16 protein-coding genes are annotated in these 16,993 nt (G+C 65.0%); 12 read left to right on the top strand and 4 right to left on the bottom strand.

What is annotated here, in order from left to right; genetic code table 11:
* The first annotated feature begins 102 nt into the window (after positions 1-102).
* The 5 genes from gshA to VK98_RS07935 all read left to right on the top strand — a co-directional run bounded on the left by gshA (position 103) and on the right by VK98_RS07935 (position 3,889).
* Positions 103-1,392 carry a glutamate--cysteine ligase gene (gene gshA / locus VK98_RS07955; protein ID WP_048413527.1) on the top strand — a complete coding sequence of 430 codons (1,290 nt, stop codon included), beginning with the start codon at positions 103-105 and terminating at the stop codon, positions 1,390-1,392.
* Positions 1,389-2,009, top strand: a complete 621-nt coding sequence (locus VK98_RS07950) for a hypothetical protein (protein WP_048413526.1) — start codon at positions 1,389-1,391, stop codon at positions 2,007-2,009. Before gshA ends, VK98_RS07950 begins: the two co-directional genes overlap by 4 nt.
* A gap of 2 nt (positions 2,010-2,011) precedes the next feature.
* Positions 2,012-2,971, top strand: coding sequence for a glutathione synthase (gene gshB, locus VK98_RS07945; RefSeq protein WP_048413525.1), 960 nt, complete (start codon positions 2,012-2,014; stop codon positions 2,969-2,971).
* Between the two features lie 121 nt (positions 2,972-3,092).
* Complete coding sequence (locus VK98_RS07940) at positions 3,093-3,464, top strand: diacylglycerol kinase (protein ID WP_048413524.1); 372 nt, start codon at positions 3,093-3,095, stop codon at positions 3,462-3,464.
* A 44-nt stretch (positions 3,465-3,508) separates the two neighbouring features.
* The gene (locus VK98_RS07935; protein WP_048413523.1) at positions 3,509-3,889 is read left to right on the top strand and encodes a DUF1622 domain-containing protein; all 381 of its coding nucleotides are present in this window, start codon (positions 3,509-3,511) and stop codon (positions 3,887-3,889) included.
* A gap of 97 nt (positions 3,890-3,986) precedes the next feature.
* Here the strand turns inward: VK98_RS07935 and topA are convergent, their stop codons facing one another.
* From topA to VK98_RS07915, 4 genes are all read right to left on the bottom strand, one after another.
* Complete coding sequence (gene topA, locus VK98_RS07930; RefSeq protein WP_048413522.1) at positions 3,987-6,287, bottom strand: type I DNA topoisomerase; 2,301 nt, start codon at positions 6,285-6,287, stop codon at positions 3,987-3,989.
* A gap of 266 nt (positions 6,288-6,553) precedes the next feature.
* Complete coding sequence (locus tag VK98_RS07925; protein WP_048413521.1) at positions 6,554-7,012, bottom strand: DUF494 family protein; 459 nt, start codon at positions 7,010-7,012, stop codon at positions 6,554-6,556.
* 34 nt (positions 7,013-7,046) lie between these two features.
* Positions 7,047-8,126, bottom strand: a complete 1,080-nt coding sequence (dprA, locus tag VK98_RS07920; RefSeq protein WP_048413520.1) for a DNA-processing protein DprA — start codon at positions 8,124-8,126, stop codon at positions 7,047-7,049.
* Positions 8,123-9,157 (bottom strand): LysM peptidoglycan-binding domain-containing protein, encoded by a 1,035-nt coding sequence (locus VK98_RS07915; RefSeq protein ID WP_048413519.1) that lies wholly within the window; start codon positions 9,155-9,157, stop codon positions 8,123-8,125. Before VK98_RS07915 ends, dprA begins: the two co-directional genes overlap by 4 nt.
* A gap of 148 nt (positions 9,158-9,305) precedes the next feature.
* On the opposite strand from VK98_RS07915, the gene def reads away from it, so the two are divergent.
* From def to VK98_RS07880, 7 genes are all read left to right on the top strand, one after another.
* Positions 9,306-9,809 carry a peptide deformylase gene (gene def / locus VK98_RS07910; protein ID WP_048413518.1) on the top strand — a complete coding sequence of 168 codons (504 nt, stop codon included), beginning with the start codon at positions 9,306-9,308 and terminating at the stop codon, positions 9,807-9,809.
* 37 nt (positions 9,810-9,846) lie between these two features.
* Positions 9,847-10,767, top strand: a complete 921-nt coding sequence (fmt, locus tag VK98_RS07905) for a methionyl-tRNA formyltransferase (RefSeq protein ID WP_048413517.1) — start codon at positions 9,847-9,849, stop codon at positions 10,765-10,767.
* A gap of 37 nt (positions 10,768-10,804) precedes the next feature.
* Positions 10,805-11,662 carry a zinc metalloprotease HtpX gene (gene htpX / locus VK98_RS07900; protein WP_048413516.1) on the top strand — a complete coding sequence of 286 codons (858 nt, stop codon included), beginning with the start codon at positions 10,805-10,807 and terminating at the stop codon, positions 11,660-11,662.
* Positions 11,663-11,758: 96 nt separating this feature from the next.
* Entirely contained in the window at positions 11,759-13,009 is a 1,251-nt protein-coding gene (gene rsmB, locus VK98_RS07895; RefSeq protein WP_048413515.1) for a 16S rRNA (cytosine(967)-C(5))-methyltransferase RsmB, read from the top strand.
* Complete coding sequence (locus VK98_RS07890; RefSeq protein ID WP_231589229.1) at positions 12,996-13,568, top strand: DUF4390 domain-containing protein; 573 nt, start codon at positions 12,996-12,998, stop codon at positions 13,566-13,568. The genes rsmB and VK98_RS07890 overlap by 14 nt, the downstream gene beginning before the upstream one ends.
* Positions 13,568-15,676 carry an ATP-binding protein gene (locus VK98_RS07885; RefSeq protein ID WP_048413513.1) on the top strand — a complete coding sequence of 703 codons (2,109 nt, stop codon included), beginning with the start codon at positions 13,568-13,570 and terminating at the stop codon, positions 15,674-15,676. The genes VK98_RS07890 and VK98_RS07885 overlap by 1 nt, the downstream gene beginning before the upstream one ends.
* Positions 15,676-16,944, top strand: coding sequence for a sigma-54 dependent transcriptional regulator (locus VK98_RS07880; protein WP_019100015.1), 1,269 nt, complete (start codon positions 15,676-15,678; stop codon positions 16,942-16,944). The genes VK98_RS07885 and VK98_RS07880 overlap by 1 nt, the downstream gene beginning before the upstream one ends.
* The last annotated feature ends 49 nt before the right edge of the window (positions 16,945-16,993 follow it).

Genomic DNA, 16,993 nt, shown 5'->3' with positions numbered 1-16,993 from the left:
AGCGTCCTTTGCTTTTTGACGGTCCCAACGCAACAAGTCTTGAATTCATCCCGCGCCACCCCCACCATTAGCGAATTCAATTCGAAAACCCAAGGGGATTCCATGCCGCCCGTTCCGCATCTGGCAACCGCACTGACCGGCCCGCTTTACGAACTGGAAAGCCGCATCCTGACCGCCCAGCCTCAGATCGAACACTGGTTCCGCAGTCAGTGGCATAACCACGCGGCGCCGTTCTACGGCTCGGTGGACCTGCGCAACAGCGGTTTCAAGCTGGCGCCGGTGGACATGAACCTGTTCCCCGGCGGCCACAACAACCTGAACCGCGACTTTCTGCCGCTGGCGGTGCACGCCGCGCAAAGCGCGGTGGAAAAAGTGTGTCCGGAAGCGCGCAGCGTGCTGCTGATTCCGGAAAACCACACCCGCAACACTTTCTACCTGCAAAACATCGCCGCGCTGGTGCATATTTTCGAACAGGCCGGCCTCAAGGTGCGCCTGGGTTCGCTGAACCCGGAAATCACCGAGCCGACCGAACTGCAATCGGCCAACGGCGACACCGTGCGCTTGGAGCCCATCGAACGCCGCGGCAACCGCCTGGTGCTGGCGGACGGCTTCAACCCCTGCGTGGTCCTGCTCAACAACGATTTGTCCGGCGGCATTCCCGACCTGCTCAAAGGCTTGGAGCAGAACCTGCTGCCGCCGCTGCACGCCGGCTGGGCGGTGCGCCGCAAGAGCAATCACTTCGCCGCCTACGACAAGGTGTGCGAGGACTTCGCGCGTTTGATCTCCATCGATCCCTGGACCATCAACCCGTATTTCGCCAGCTGTAGCGGCCTGGATTTCCACGCCCGCACCGGCGAGGAGCAATTGGCGGACGAGGTGTCGCGGATGCTGGACAAGATTCGCGTCAAATACCGCGAATACGGCATAGACAATGATCCCTTCGTCATCGTCAAGGCCGACGCCGGCACCTACGGCATGGGCGTGATGAGCGTGAAGAGCCCGGACGAAGTGCTGGGCCTGAACCGCAAGGCGCGCAACAAGATGTCGGTGGTCAAGGAGGGCCTGGAGGTGTCCGAGGTCATCGTCCAGGAGGGCGTGTACACCTTCGAGACGGTGGAGGACGCGGTGGCCGAGCCGGTGGTCTACATGATGGACCGCTATGTGACCGGCGGCTTCTACCGCGTGCACACCGGCCGCGGCATCGACGAAAACCTGAACGCGCCCGGCATGCATTTCGTGCCGCTGTCGTTCGAAACCGCCTGCCTGCCGGACAAGCAGGGCACGCCGGACTGCGCGCCCAACCGTTTCTATTCCTACGGCGTGATTTCGCGGCTGGCGCTGCTGGCCGCCTCGCTGGAGCTGGAAGCCACCGATCCGGACGCCGACGAATGAAAGCCTGGCTGAGCCTGGCGCTGCTGGCGGCTACTGCCCCCGCGCTCGCCGACGAGGCCTTGACGCCGCAGGCGCTGGAGGAACTGGTGCAGTGCGCGTCCTTCGAGCGCTACCAGGCGCTGCAACCGGCCTTGCTGGACGTGGTGTTCGACAAGGGCCCGGACTGGATACGCAAGAACGAGCAGGCCAGCACCCTGGGCGTTTACGCCTACGATCTGAAGCGGCCGATCCGGGTGTTCGGCGCGGAGACGACGCGGCTGGCGCTGCACAAGGAGTTCGTGTCGGTGCCGCTGCCGTCCGACTGGACGATGGCCGAGGCCGCGTCGCGGTTGCGGCTCAAGCGGGCGCCGATCAAGGCGGCGGAGCAGCATTACCGCTTCGTCGGTAATGACGGCCCGATGTTGTCCGCCTACGAGATGCCGGCCAATCCTCTGGCGGCCTTGTTGGGCGCGCCGCAGCAGGACGCGCCGCTGCGTTACCTCGGCTGCTCCTATAATGGGGCCGACGAGCAAACTTTCCTTTCCGTCGCCGCCCAGGCCGACGAGATGATGCAAACGGCGCGCAGCGGCATGGAGCGTATGCTGCGCGACGCCGCCAAGCCAAGCGAGGACCGATAAACATGCGCATCCTGTTCATTGCCGATCCCCTGGATCACTTCAAGCTTTACAAGGACACCACCTTCGCGATGATGCAGGAGGCCGCCGCGCGCGGCCACGCCCTCAGCTTCGCCCAGGCTCATCAATTGTCGGTGGAGGGCGGGCGCGTGCTGGTGGACGCGCGCGATCTGAGCCTGACCGGCCAGTACGAAGGCGAGCATCCGGCCTGGTTCAAGCTGGGCGAGGTGTATCGCCAGCCTCTGCAGTCCTTCAGCGCGACCGTGATGCGCAAGGACCCGCCCTTCGACATGGAATACCTGTACGCCTCGCAGCTGTTCACGCTGGCGGAGGCGCAGGGCGCCAAGGTGTTCACCAGCGGCCAGGCGCTGCGCGATTTCAACGAGAAGCTGGCCATTCTGCAATTCCCGGAACTGACCGCGCCCACCCTGATCACCGGCGAGTCGCACCGGCTGCGCGCCTTCATCAACCAGCATCAGGACGTGATCCTGAAGCCGCTGGACAGCATGGGCGGCGACAGCATCTTCCGGTTGCGCCCGGACGACGCCAATCTGTCGGTGATCATTGAAACCATCACGCTGCGCGGCAAGCGCACGGTGATGGCGCAGCGCTATATCCCGGAGATCCGCGACGGCGACAAGCGCATCCTGGTGATAGACGGCGAGCCGGTGGACTGGTGCCTGGCGCGCATTCCGGCCGCGGGCGAGACCCGCGGCAATCTGGCCGCCGGCGGTCGCGGCGAGGCGCGGCCGCTGACCGAGCGCGATCGCGAAATCGCCAGGACGGTGGGGCCGGAGCTGAAGAAGCGCGGCATCCTGCTGGCGGGCCTGGACGTGATCGGCAACTATCTGACCGAGGTCAACGTCACCAGCCCCACCTGCTTCCGCGAAATCATGGACCAGACCGAGATCAAGGTCGCCGGTCTGTACATCGACGCGCTGGAGCGGCGCTGCCAGCCGCACTGAGGCCGCTGTTTCTTCCTTTCGCCACGGTCGGCCGCAAGCCGGCCGTTTTGTTTTTTATTGGCGTCATCTTGGGCTGGCATGCTGAGGCGCCGGCCGCCGCGCCAATTTTACGGACTCCCCCATGAAAGAAAGCCCGTTCAAAGGCAAAACCGGGATCACCCGCCTGATCAACGCCTTCGGCTATTCGCTGGACGGCCTCAAGGCGGCGTTCCGGCACGAGGACGCCTTCCGCCAGCTGGTGCTGCTGGCGGCGCTGCTGATCCCGCTGGCCTTCGTCATCCACGCCCAGCCGCTGGAGCGCGCCTTGCTGGTGGCCAGCTCGCTGGCGACGCTGATCATCGAATTGCTGAACTCCGCGATCGAGGCGGCGGTGGACCACACCTCGCTGGAGCGGCATCCGCTGGCCAAGCGCGCCAAGGACATGGGCAGCGCCGCCCAGTTGCTGGGCCTGATCAATCTGGCCGCGGTGTGGTGTCTGGTGTTGTTCGCCTGAAGCGGGTATGGTGACGGCTGCCTGAACCAAGAGGGAGCCGTCCGATGATGTCGCCAGTGGAATCCGGAGTCGAGGAGTGGGTGTTGAACATCGTGCTCTGGCTCAAGCTGGGCGTGGAGGCGCTGGGCGCGTTGGTGATAGGCGTAGGCATCCTGGCCCTGGGCGTCCGCTATGTTCGCCGCTGCCTCAGCGCCAACCATGACGATTACAACCAGGTGCGGCTCAGCTTCGCCCGCTTCCTGGCGCTGGCGCTGGAGTTGCAACTGGCGGCGGATATTCTGTCCACAGCGGTGGCGCCCAGTTGGGACCAGATCGGCAAGCTGGGCGCCATCGCGGTGCTGCGCACCGCGCTCAATTACTTTCTGGGCAGGGAAATTCGCGAAGCCGAGGCGGCGCGCCGGCTCAAGGAGCCGCCGACCGGCTGATCCGGTGTTTGGGGCAAGTCCCGTCCATCTTCCCCTTCAATGAAAACAGCCCTGCGCGGTCTTGCCGTGCAGGGCTGTCGTCGCAAGCGCGGCCGGCTTAAGCCGGTTCGGCTTCCTTGCCTTCCGGCGGCGCGATCACCTCGCTATAGCCGCATTCCTTCTGCGGGCAGACTTTCTCGGTGCCGCGGCGCTTGGTGGTCTTGATGGTCAGGATCGGCCAGTTGCACTTGGGGCAGGGCTCGGCCACCGGCGGATTCCAGGTGGCGTATTTGCACTTGGGGTAGGTGTTGCAGCTGTAGAACAGCTTGCCGTAGCGGCTCTTGCGTTCGATCAGCTGGCCGGCCTTGCACTCCGGGCATTCCACGCCGGTTTCGCGCGGCTTCTCCAGCGGCTCGATGTGCTTGCACTTAGGATAGTTGGCGCAGCCGATGAACTTGCCGTAGCGGCCCTTCTTAATGTGCAGTTCGCCGCCGCATTCCGGGCAGCTGCGGCCCTCGATCACCGTCGGGGCTTCCGCCTCTTCCGCCGCCTGTTCGGCGGTTTCGCCGATATTGCGGGTGTAATCGCAGTCCGGATAGCCGGTGCAGGCGATGAAGCGACCGCGCTTGCCGAACTTGATGGACAGCGGCTTGCTGCATTTTGGACAGGCTTCGTCCAGGCTCTCGGTGGTGACCTCGGCGCGGGAGATGCTTTCCTTCTCCGCGATCTGCTTGGAGAAGTTCTTCCAGAAGCTGTCCATCACCGGCACCCACTCGCGCTGGCCGTTGGCCACTTCATCCAGCTGGTTTTCCAGCTTGGCGGTGAAGTTGTAGTCCACGTACTGCGCGAAGTGTTCGGTCAGGAATTTGTTGACGATGTCGCCGGTGTCGGTGGGCTGGAAGCGCTTCTTGTCCAGCACCACGTATTCGCGGTCCTTCAGCGTCGAGATGATGCTGGCGTAGGTGGACGGCCGGCCGATGCCGAACTCTTCCAAAGCCTTCACCAGCGAGGCTTCCGAGTAACGCGGCGGCGGCTGGGTGAAGTGCTGGGTGCCGTAGAGCTTGTCCACCGGCAGGGTCTCGCCCTCTTCCAGCAGCGGCAGCTTGGCGTTGTCCTCGTCCTCGGCGTCGTCGACGTCCTCCTCGTACACGGCGAGGAAGCCGGCGAAGGTCTGCACCTGGCCGGTGGCGCGGAACACGCCTTCGCCGACGGCGATGTCTATGCTGGTGGTGTCGAACTTGGCCGGCGCCATCTGGCAGGCCAGGGTCCGCTTCCAGACCATGTCGTAGAGCTTGAACTGGTCCGAGGTCAGGAAGGGCTTGACCATGTCCGGGGTGCGCAGGATGGACGTGGGGCGGATCGCCTCGTGCGCTTCCTGGGCGTTCTTGGACTTGTTCTTGTAGGCCACCGGGTTCTTGGGCAGGTAGTCGCCGTCGAATTTAAGGCCGATGTAGCCGCGGATTTCCTCCACCGCCTCGCCCGCCAGCGCCACCGAGTCGGTACGCATATAGGTGATCAGGCCGACGGTGCCCTGGCCGATGTCTATGCCCTCGTACAGCTGCTGCGCGGTGCGCATGGTGCGGTCGGTGGTCATGCCCAGCTTGCGCACGGCTTCCTGCTGCAGCGTGGAGGTGGTGAACGGCGCGGCCGGGCTGCGCGATTTCTTTTTCTTCTCGATGCTGCTGACCACCGCCGGGTGGCCTTCCAGCCGCGCCAGCACGCTGGCCTGCTCGGCCTCGTTGGGGATGTCGAACTGTTCCAGTTTCTTGCCGGCCATCGAGGTCAGCTTGGCGCCGAATTTGGTGCGGCCCTTGTGGCTGTCCAGATGCACCGACCAGTATTCCTGCTCGACGAAGGCGCGGATTTCGTTCTCGCGCTCGCAGATCAGGCGCAGCGCGGGGCTCTGCACTCGGCCGGCGGACAGGCCGCGGCGGATCTTCTTCCACAGCAGCGGCGACAGATTGAAGCCCACCAGGTAGTCCAGCGCGCGGCGGGTCTGCTGCGCGTCCACCAGGTTCTGCGCGATTTCGCGCGGGTTCTGGATCGCTTCCAGCACCGCGTTCTTGGTGATCTCGTGGAAGACCACGCGCTGGGCGGTCTTGTTCTTCAGCAGCTTCTTGCCGTTGAGGATCTGCACCAGATGCCAGGAAATGGCCTCGCCTTCGCGGTCCGGGTCAGTCGCCAGATAGATGTGTTCGGCGTCGCCCACCGCTTTGACGATGGCGTCGACGTGTTTGCTGTTGCGCGCGATCAGCTGGTATTTCATCGCGAACCCTTTTTCAGGGTCCACTGCGCCGTTCTTGGGCACCAGATCGCGCACATGGCCGTAGGAGGCCAGGACTTCAAAGTCAGGGCCTAGGTATTTCTTCAGCGTTTTCGCCTTGGAGGGCGATTCGACGATCAAGAGACTGGTGGGCATATTATCTTTTCTATGTGCAATCGCCGGCATGCCGGCCGATCCGTCCGGTCCGGGCGTTTCTGCCGCGCGGCAGAAGGTCGCCAGGCCCGTGCGTGGGCTGCTGCGTTCCCGTCGACAAGGAGGATGAAGGCTTCACCCTGAAAAATTTCGCGTCGACAGAAAATATATTCGTCAAATAAAACAAGAGCGCAAGAGCGCTCTTGGATCGGCCGCCGGCGCCGGCGGCCAAGGGCGGCATGTTAAGCCCGCTCCATGAGGCTGACAAGTCATTGCATGGTGGGTTCGCCATGCACGGCATCCAACAGCGCCTCGCCCAGCAGAATGGGCAGTTCCGCCTGTTGCGCCCACAACACCATCAAGGCCACCAGCTTGGCGCTGCCGACGTTGATGTCGTCGCCGTGCAGCTCCATCAGGCGGTCGATGACCATTTCGCGCTGAGCGGGCGTCAAGGCGCCGTGGTCCTCCAGGAACTGCAGCAGGCCGCGCACGTCGGCGGGCAGGTGCTCCAGTTCGTCTTCGGCGTAAACGCGCATGCCGCTGGCTTCGTTGGCGCCGACGTAGCCGCTGTCGTCCAGACCGCTGATGCCGTCCAGCCAATCCAGCGCGTCGTTGATCTCCTCGTCCTCGAAACCGGCGGCCTCCAATTGGCGCATCAGCGCGCCGCGGTCGCCGAAAGCGTCCGGATCGCGGAATTGTTCAAACAGGAAGGCGAGTACGTCAAACATCAATCTATCTTCTTAAAGTGCGGGTTAACGCGGTTCAGCCCGGTTTCAGGCGCTGGAAAAGCCCGCCGGGATGGCTGGCCACCAGGCCGGCCAGCTCAAGTTCGAGCAGCATCGCGTAAAGCTCCCCCACAGTCAACCCGAGCGTGGTCGAAAGCGCATCCATACTGATGGGGTCGAATCCCATGGCTTCAAGCAGCGGCGATTCCGCAGCGGGGGCCGCCGGCTTGGCGAGGGGGCGCTTGCGCTGCAGCCTGCCCACTTCGTCCAGCACGTCGTCCACGGTTTCCACCAGTTTGGCGCCGTCCTTGATCAGCCGGTGACAGCCGCGGGACTGCGGATTGTGGATGGAGCCGGGGATGGCCATCACTTCGCGATTGTTCTCCATCGCCAGCCGCGCGGTGATCAGCGAGCCGGAGCCGGTGTTGGCCTCCGCCACCAGACAGCCGCGGCTGAGGCCGGCGATGATGCGGTTGCGGCGCGGAAAATGGCCGGCCAGCGGCCCCATGCCCAGCGCGAACTCGGACAGGATCAGGCCTTCCTCGGCGATGCGGTGCGCCAGCTGGCGGTTGCCGGCCGGGTAGACGCGGTCGATGCCGGTGCCGACCACGGCGATGGTGGAGGCGGCCTGGGGCAAGGCGCCGTGATGGGCGGCGGCGTCGATGCCGCTGGCCATGCCGCTGACGATGCAATAGCCGTGCTCGGCCAGTTCGCCGGCAAAGCTCTCGGCGTTCTGCCTGCCCTGCGGCGTGGCGGCGCGGCTGCCCACGATGGCGAGCATGGGCTCGGCCAGCAGTTCGCGCCGGCCGCGGGCGAACAGCAGCGGCGGCGGCGAGTTGGATTCGGCCAGTTGCGGCGGATAATCGTCGTCCAGCAAGGACAGCAGCTGGCAGCCCGGCGCCTGCGCCCATTCCAGCGCCGCCTCGGCGGAGGCGGCGGCCTCGCGCCGTCGCAGGGCTTCGGCCGCTTCTTTGCCGATCAAGGGCTCGGTCTGGCGGCTGTTGGCGTTCAAGGCGGCGTCGGCGCCGCCGAAGGCGTCGATCAGCCGCAAAAAGCCGGCCGGGCCGATGCCGGGGGTCAGCGCCAGCAACAGCCAGTCGTGCGGCGGAGCCTTCATTCCTGTTCGGGGCTGGCCACGCCGTCGCCCACGTAGATCGGCCCGCGGCTGTCCAGCACCAGCGCGTAGGAGACTTTGTCGAACACGCGGTAGACGAAGGCGTTGCCGGCGCGTTCCGCCGGCAACGTCACCGTGCGCTTGCCTTGTTCGTCCTTGATTTCCAGCGGGCGTCCTTTTTTGAACAGGCCGAACACATGGCCGTTTTCGACGCCCTGCGACTGGCCCAGATTGAGTACAATAGTAGAGTATTGGGCCGCGCCGTCCACGCCGTTGTAGACCGAGACCACCTTGCCGCTCAGATGGGCGTCGGCCGGGTGCGGCGCGTAGTTGTTGAAGTTTTGCAGCGGCGCGCGCATCAGGTGGTCGCCCACCAGGATTTCCTCGCTGACGCTCCGGACTTTCAGAGTCTGGACTTCGCCCTGAGGCTTGTCCGCGGTCAGATCGCCGCTGTAAGTCGCCTCCACGCCCAGCACCTTCTTGGTGTCCGGGTCCAGCAGCGGCTTGCCCAGCCGGTAAGCCTGCCAGGTGCCGGCCTCGTTGACGCCGGTGGCGTAGACGCGGTCTCCGGTGGCGACGGTGAGATGTTCCTCCGGCCCGGCGATCAGCTTGGGCGACTGCAGGAACTGCGCCATGTCCACCACCAGCGGCCGTTTGAGGAAGGGCTCGATCGCCGAGGCGGGGATGCTGGCCACCGCCTGGTCCAGCGTCTCGGCGCGGGCCTGCGGCGACAGTTTGACTTCGCGCTGCGCGCCGCGCGCCAGCGACAGCCGCGGTTGGCCGTCCACGTAGTCCAGCGCCAGCACGTCGCCCGGATAGATCCAGTGCGGGTTCTTGATTTCGCCCTGGTTCATCCGCCACAGCCGCGGCCACTTCCAGGGGCTGTTCAGATAGCGTCCGGAGATGCTCCACAGCGTGTCGCCGCGCTTCACGGTGTAGCGGCTGGGCGCGTCAGCCTTCAACTGGAGGTCGGCGGCGAAGGCGGGCGCGGCGAGCCCGAGGGCCAAGGCGAAGGATATAATGCTTTTACGCATGGGAAATGCCCCAATATGAAGGTGGACGGACACCTGCGGGGTGGCCCGCATACAAGGAATCGCGTTTCGAACATGTCTATTATCGGCGTGCCGATCGCGATACGACAACTTGATGAGTGAATGAAACGATGGGGAGTCATTAAATCCGATGGCATTGTTGAATATTTTGCATTACCCGGATGAACGGCTGCACACCGTGGCCAAACCGGTGGAGGTCTTCGACGAGGCCTTGCAGACTCAGATCGACAATATGTTCGAGACCATGTACGAAGCCAAAGGCATCGGCCTGGCCGCGACCCAGGTCGATTTCCACCACCGCCTGGTGGTGATGGACATTTCCGAAGAGCGGAACGAGCGCCGTGTGTTCATCAACCCGGAAATCCTGAGCAAGGACGGCGAGACGGTGTACGAAGAGGGCTGTCTGTCCGTGCCCGGCATCTACGACAAGGTGACCCGCGCCGAACGCGTCAAGGTGCGCGCGCTGGACCGCAACGGCAAGCCGTTCGAGCTGGAGGCCGACGGCCTGCTGGCGATCTGCATCCAGCACGAGATCGACCATCTGGACGGCAAGGTGTTTGTCGAATACCTGTCGCAGATGAAGCAGACCCGCATCAAGACCAAGCTGAAAAAGCGTGAAAAACAGAATATGTGACGACGGCGCCGTGGGCGCCCCGTCCGGAATGGTTTGAATGAAATTGATCTTTGCCGGTACGCCGGAGTTTGCCGCCGCCGCGCTGCGCGAGTTGATCGCCGCCGGCCATGAAATCGCCCTGGTGCTGACCCAGCCGGACCGTCCGGCCGGCCGCGGCATGAAATTGAAGCCCAGTCCGGTCAAGGAAGTGGCGCTGGAGCACGGCTTGCGCGTGGAGCAGCCGGCGTCCTTGCGCAACGAGGAAGCTCAGCAAATGCTGCGCGACATCGGCGCCGAGCTGATGGTGGTGGCCGCTTACGGGCTGATCCTGCCGCAGGCGGTGCTGGACATTCCCGCGCGCGGCTGTCTGAACATCCACGCTTCGCTGCTGCCGCGCTGGCGCGGCGCGGCGCCGATACAGCGCGCCATCCTGGCCGGCGACGCCGAAACCGGCATCACCATCATGCAGATGGACGTGGGCCTGGACACCGGCGACATGCTGTCCATCCATCCGGTGGCCATCGCCGCCGACGAAACCGGCGCCACGCTGCACGACAAGCTGGCAGTGGAGGGCGCGCGCGCCATCGTCGCCACGCTGGCCGGACTGGAGACGATTCAGCCGGTCAAGCAGCCGGAGGCGGGCGTCACTTATGCGCAGAAGCTGAGCAAGGCCGAGGCGCTGGTGGATTGGAGCCTGCCGGCGGAAGAGGTGGCGCGGGCCATCCGCGCCTACAACCCGGCGCCCGGCGCGCATACGCTGCTGGCCGGCGAAGCGCTGAAACTGTGGATGGCCGGCGCGGAAGCCGGCCAGGCCGAGCCGGGGCTGGTCGTCGCCGCGGACGCGGACGGCGTGCTGGTGGGCTGCGGCGCCGGCCTGGTGCGGCTGACGGTGTTGCAGGCGGCCGGCGGCAAGCGGCTGGCCGCGCGCGACTTCGTCGCCGGCAGAGGCCAACTGGTTGGCGCGCGGCTGGGCGAGTGATCGGATTGACTGAGGCGAGAGGAAAGGGTAGCGGGCAATGACGGACAACTGGTTCAAGACCACCTTGCTGATGGCGGCGATTCTGGCGCTGTTCGCCGTGATCGGCGGCATGATAGGCGGCAAGAGCGGCATGATTCTGGCCCTGTTGTTCGGCGGGGCGATGAATGTTTACGCTTGGTGGAATTCCGACCAGATGGTGCTGCGCATGTACAACGCGCAGGAAGTGGACGCCCAGAGCGCGCCGGAGTTCTACGGCATGGTGGCGGAACTGGCGCAGCGCGCCGGCCTGCCTATGCCGCGCGTCTACGTGATCCACGAGGAGCAGCCCAACGCCTTCGCCACCGGCCGCAGTCCCGAACACGCGGCGGTGGCCGCCACCAGCGGCATCATGCGCCTGCTGGACTACCGCGAGCTGCGCGGGGTGATGGCGCATGAGCTGGCCCATGTCCAGCATCGCGACACCTTGATCTCCACCCTTTCCGCCACCATGGCCGGCGCGATTTCCGCGCTGGCCAACTTCGCCATGTTCTTTGGCGGCCGCGACGAGAACGGCCAGCCGGTGGGCTTGCTGCCGCGCCTGGCCATCGCCCTGTTGGCGCCGCTGGCGGCCAGCCTTATACAGATGGCGATTTCCCGCGCGCGCGAATTCGAGGCCGACCGCGGCGGCGCCGAGATATCCGGCGATCCGCTGGCCTTGGCTTCCGCGCTGCAGAAGATCGAGTACTATGCGCAGGGCATCGTGATGCCCACCGCCGAGGCGCATCCGGAAACCGCGCAGATGATGATCATCAACCCGCTGTCCGGCGGCGGCGGGATGGGCGATCTGTTCCGCACCCACCCGCAGACCGCGGACCGCATCGAACGGCTGCAGGCGATGGCGCGCGGCGTATATTAATTGAAGGGCGTCGGGCGGCCGCCGCGCCGTCTGGATCGCGCAAGGCCAATGCCGGACGGCATTGGCCTGTTTGTTATGGTTTGATAGAAAGCACCCATGCATCATATTCAGCAATTGGCCGCCAACATTCTGTTGCGCGTCGAATCCGGAACCAATCTGACCGAGGCGCTGGCCGAGGCTCAACGCAAGGCGCCGGAGTTGACGCCGTCCGAGCGAGGCGCTTTGCAGGATCTGGCCTACGGCAGCCTGCGCCACCTGGCGCGGCTGCGTTTTTACTTGCGCCAATTGGTGGCCAAGCCCTTGCCCGAGCCGGTGCTGGAGCGGGTGCTGATCGTGGCTTTCTATCAATTGCAGCACACCCGCGCCGCCGAGTACGCGGTGGTGAACGAGGCGGTGACCCTGGCCAGCCGGCTGGCCAAGGGCAATTTCAAGGGCCTGGTCAACGGAGTGCTGCGCAACTTCCTGCGTCAGCGCGCGGCGCTGGAACGGGCGGCGGAAAAGGACATCGAGGCCAGCTTCAACCACCCGCTGTGGTGGATCAAGGGCTTGCAGCGCGCTTACCCCGACGCCTGGCAAGCCGTGCTGGACGCCGACAACGGCCATCCGCCGATGACTTTGCGCGTCAACCGCCGCCATGGCGACGCCGCGGCCTATCTGGAGCGGCTGCGCGCCGCCGGCCTGGACGGCGAGGCGCTGGACGGCGCTTCCATCCGGCTGGCGCGGCCGGTCAATGTGCGCGAGCTGCCCGGCTTCGCCGACGGCGAAGTCTCGGTGCAGGACTGGGGCGCGCAGCAGGCCGCGCATTGGCTGGACCTGCGCGCCGGCCAGCGGGTGCTGGACGCCTGCGCCGCGCCCGGCGGCAAGACCGGCCATATCCTGGAGAGCGCCGACGTGGAGGTGACCGCGCTGGACATCGACGAGCAGCGGCTGCAGCGCGTGGCCGACAATCTGGAGCGCATCGGCGCGACCGCGCGGCTGCATGCGGCCGACGCCGGCCAGCCGGACGGCTGGTGGGACGGCCGGCCCTTCGACCGCATCCTCGCCGACGTGCCCTGTTCCGCCAGCGGCGTGGTGCGTCGCCATCCGGACATCAAGTGGCTGCGCCGCCCCGGCGACTTCGCCGCGCTGGGCGTGCAGCAGGCCGCCATGGCCGACGCGCTGTGGCCTTTGCTCGCCTCGGGCGGCAAAATGCTTTACGCTACGTGCTCCATTTTCCCCGAAGAGAATCAGCAACAGCTAGACTCCTTTCTGAATCGCCATGCGGATGCCGCGTGCCTGAGACAGGAGCAGTTGCTTCCTTGTGAGCGTCATGACGGCTTTTATTACGCGTTGCTTGAAAAACGTTAGCCTGCTGCTGTGCTTGCTGGCCGGCCTCGCCATGGCGGCGCAGGCCGAAACCATCAGCTCGCGTCGGGCTGAGGCCGAGGTGACGGCCGACGGCCAGCTGTCCGTCAGCACCCGGTTTCAGACGCGCTTGACGCCCAGTCTCAGCGACGCGCTGGAACAGGGCGTGGTGCTGCCGTTCCGGCTGGAGTTCCAGCTGACCAAGCCGCGTTTGACCGCTTACTATCTGAATTTCAGCGAGTGGTTCGATCCGCACGCCCAGCTCGGCTTCAAGCTGTCCTACCAGTCGCTGACCAACCGTTACCGCGTCACCATCGGCGGCCTTTCCAATTACTATCCCACCCTGCGCGAAGCGCTGGGCGCGGTGGGCGCCATCCAGGGCTGGCGCGTGCTCAATAACGGCACTCTTGACCCGCGCGCGCCCGGCCGCGTGGCCGGCCAGGTGCGGCTGTTGCTGGACATCGGCGAACTGCCCAAACCCTTCCAACTGAACGCGCTGGGCTCGGCGGATTGGTCGCTGTCGTCCGACTGGGTCAAGCTGGACGTAAAGGACGGCGGCTGATGCGCTACGCGGTGATTGCGCTGGCGACGCTGGGCGCCATCCTGCTTTATCTGCTGGCTCTGGCCACCGGCAACGCGTCCAAACTTAACGAATATTATTGGTGGGTGTTCGGCCTGAACGGCCTCTTGCTCGCCACGCTGCTGGGCGTGGTGGCGCGCCAGCTGCTGCGCTTGCGGCAGCGGGTGCGGCAACGGGTGTTCGGCGCCAAGCTGACCCAGAAGCTGGTGATGATGTTCGCGGTGGTGGCCCTGGTGCCCGGCATCCTGGTGTTCACCGTGTCCGCCCAGTTCCTGACCCGCAGCATTGAAAGCTGGTTCGACGTCCGCGTCGAGTCCGCGCTGGACCGCAGCCTGGGCCTGGCGCGCAACTCGCTGCAGTACGTGCAGGAGGACCTGGGCCGCCGCGCGCGTTCGGTGCAGGACGATATCGAATCCTTGCCGGAAGGCTTGCTGCCGGCGCGGCTGGAGCGTCTGCGAGAGCAATTGGGATTGCGCGAGCTTGCTGTCTATAGCCGCAGCGGCCAGCTGCTGGCCTTCGCCGGCGGGCTCAGCGAGCGAGTGCCTCCTCCGTTGTCGCGCGAGAGCATAAGCAAGCTCAAGCCGCGTCAGACGCTGGACAGTTTCGAAAACGACGGCGGCAGCGGCCTGGTGCTGAAGTCGCTGTTGATTTACCGCAATCTGGACAGCCAGCAGCGCGTGCTGCAGGCCCTGCAGTCCGCGCCCGGGCGCATCGCCCAGGACGCGGAGCAGATCGAGACCGCGCGCGCCGAATACCGCCAGCTGCTGCTGGGCCGCGAGGGCCTGACCACCTTCTACATGCTGACGCTGGCGCTGTCCGCGTTGTTGGCGCTGACCGCGGCGCTGGCCTTCGCCTTGTTCCTGTCCGAGCGGCTGTCGGCGCCCTTGTCGGAACTGGCCGCCGGCACCCGGGCGGTGGCGCAGGGCGACTTCTCCAAGCGCCATCCGGTGTACCGCCGCGACGAACTGGGCATGCTGACCACCTTGTTCAACCGGATGACGCAGCAGCTGGAGGACGCGCGCCACGCCGCCGACCTCAGCCGCAGCGAGCTGGAAAGCAGCAAGCTCTACCTGGAAAGCATCCTGGCCAACCTGAGCGCCGGGGTGATAGCCTTCGGCGCCGACTGGCAGCTGCGCGCCGCCAATACCAGCGCCTCGCGCATTCTGGGCGTGGATTTCGCCGAGGTGTCGGATCAGGATTTCCCGCACTGGGCCACGTCGATTCCGGCGGTGGCGCCGCTGGTGGAATGCGTGCTGGAGTACGCGTCCAAGAACAGCGACAGCGACTGGAAAACCCAGCTCAACTATTTGACGGTGCAGGGCGAGCGCACCTTGCTGGTGCGCGGCGCCCATCTGCCGGAAGCGTCGGCGGTAGGCTATGTGGTGGTGTTCGACGACATCACCGAACTGGCGCGCGCCCAGCGCGACGCGGCCTGGGGCGAGGTGGCCAAACGGCTGGCGCACGAGATCCGCAATCCGCTGACGCCGATACAGCTGTCGGCCGAGCGCCTGGCGATGAAGCTGCAGGACAAGCTGGCCGGCGCCGACGCCGACATGCTGCGCCGCTCCACCGACACCATCATCAAGCAGGTGGGCGCGCTCAAGGCCATGGTGGACGCGTTCCGCGATTATGCGCGCGCGCCGCGCACCAAGTTGACCGAATTGGACCTGAATCAAGTGGTGCGGGAGGTGATGGCTCTTTACGAATCCAACTCTGCTGTTAAGATGGCGCTTGATGAAAGGCCGTTGATGATCATGGCGGATGCGGCATTGTTGCGGCAGGTTTTACATAACCTGATTCAGAACGCGCAAGATGCGGTCCTTGACGTTGACATCCCGATGATTCAAATTAGCAGCCGAAAAGAAGAAGGCTATGCGCTCGTTTGCGTGGAGGATAATGGTCCGGGCTTCGCTCCGGAGATCCTGCAACGCGTGTTCGAACCCTATGTGACCAGCAAGACCAAAGGCACCGGTCTTGGCCTGGCGGTGGTCAAGAAGATTCTTGAAGACCACCACGGGCAGATCAAAGTGGGCAATCTCGAACCCAACGGCGCGCGCATCCTTCTCTCCCTGCCATTGCTGGAGGCCTAATGCGTAGCAGCGATATTTTGATTGTTGACGACGAAATCGGTATTCGTGAATTGCTCTCCGAGATACTGCAGGACGAGGGGTATACCGTTGCGTTAGCGGAAAACGCCGAGGTGGCCAGGCAACTGCGCAACCAGACACGTCCGGCATTGGTGTTGCTGGACATCTGGATGCCGGATTGCGACGGCGTGACGCTGCTCAAGGAGTGGGCCAAGTCCGGCCAGCTGAACATGCCGGTGGTGATGATGTCCGGTCACGCCAGCATAGACACCGCGGTGGAGGCGACTCGCATCGGCGCTTTCGACTTCCTCGAGAAGCCGATCGCGCTGCAAAAGCTGCTGACCACGGTGCAGCGGGCGCTGAAATACGGCGACATGCAGGCCAACACCTCGCTGAACCTGGACAAGCTGGGCCGCAGCGAGCCTATCCAGGAGCTGAAGCGGCAGCTGGAGCGCGTGGCCAAGGTCAAGTCGCCGGTGTTGCTGACCGGCGAACCCGGTTCCGGTTTCGAACTGGTGGCGCGCTTCTTCCACCAGGGCAATACCCCATGGGTGACCCCGGCCAAGCAGGAGCAACTGGCGGACGCGCCGCTGGAGCTGCTGCAGAAGGCCAACAACGGCGTCTTGTTCCTGCCGGAGATCGGCCAGTACGGCCGTCGCGTGCAACAAGGGCTGCTGTTCCTGCTGTCCAAGCTGGACCGCTTCAATGTGCGGCTGCTGTGTTCCTGCAGCCGCCCGCTGCAGGAATTGCTGGTGGATCCCGAATGCGACAATCGCCTGCTGACGGCCTTGTCCAGCGTGATCGTGCCGATTCCGCCGTTGCGCGAGCATTCCGAGGACATCATCTTCATCGCCGAGCAGATCCTGACCGAGCTGGTGGAGTCCAAGCAGGTGCCGGCGCGCAAGCTGACCACCGCGGCGCTCAACGCGCTGCGTCAGTACGACTGGCCGGGCAATCTGGAGCAGTTGCGCAGCATCATCAAGAGCCTGGCCCTGACGTCGGAGTCGGACGAAGTGGACGCAGGCGAAGTCAACAAGGTGCTGGCGCAGTTCCGCCACGAGAAGCCGGTGGAGGAGTCGGGTTTCGACTTCAACATGCCGCTGCGCGAGTTGCGCGAGCAGCTGGAGCGCCGCTACTTCGAGTACCATATCTCGCTGGAGAACGGCAATATGAGCCGGGTGGCGCAGAAAGTGGGCCTGGAGCGCACCCATCTGTACCGCAAGCTTAAGCAGTTGGGCATCAAGTTCGCCCGCAAGACGGTGGAAGAATAAGTCCGCTTCGCCGTTCGACGCATAAGGCCAGCCGGATACCGGCTGGCCT

The sequence above is a fragment of the Chromobacterium sp. LK11 genome (genome assembly GCF_001043705.1).
In the GTDB taxonomy this organism is placed as follows: domain Bacteria; phylum Pseudomonadota; class Gammaproteobacteria; order Burkholderiales; family Chromobacteriaceae; genus Chromobacterium; species Chromobacterium alkanivorans.
Note: the sequence above shows the minus strand (reverse complement) of the source record. Positions and strands in the feature narration are given on the sequence as shown.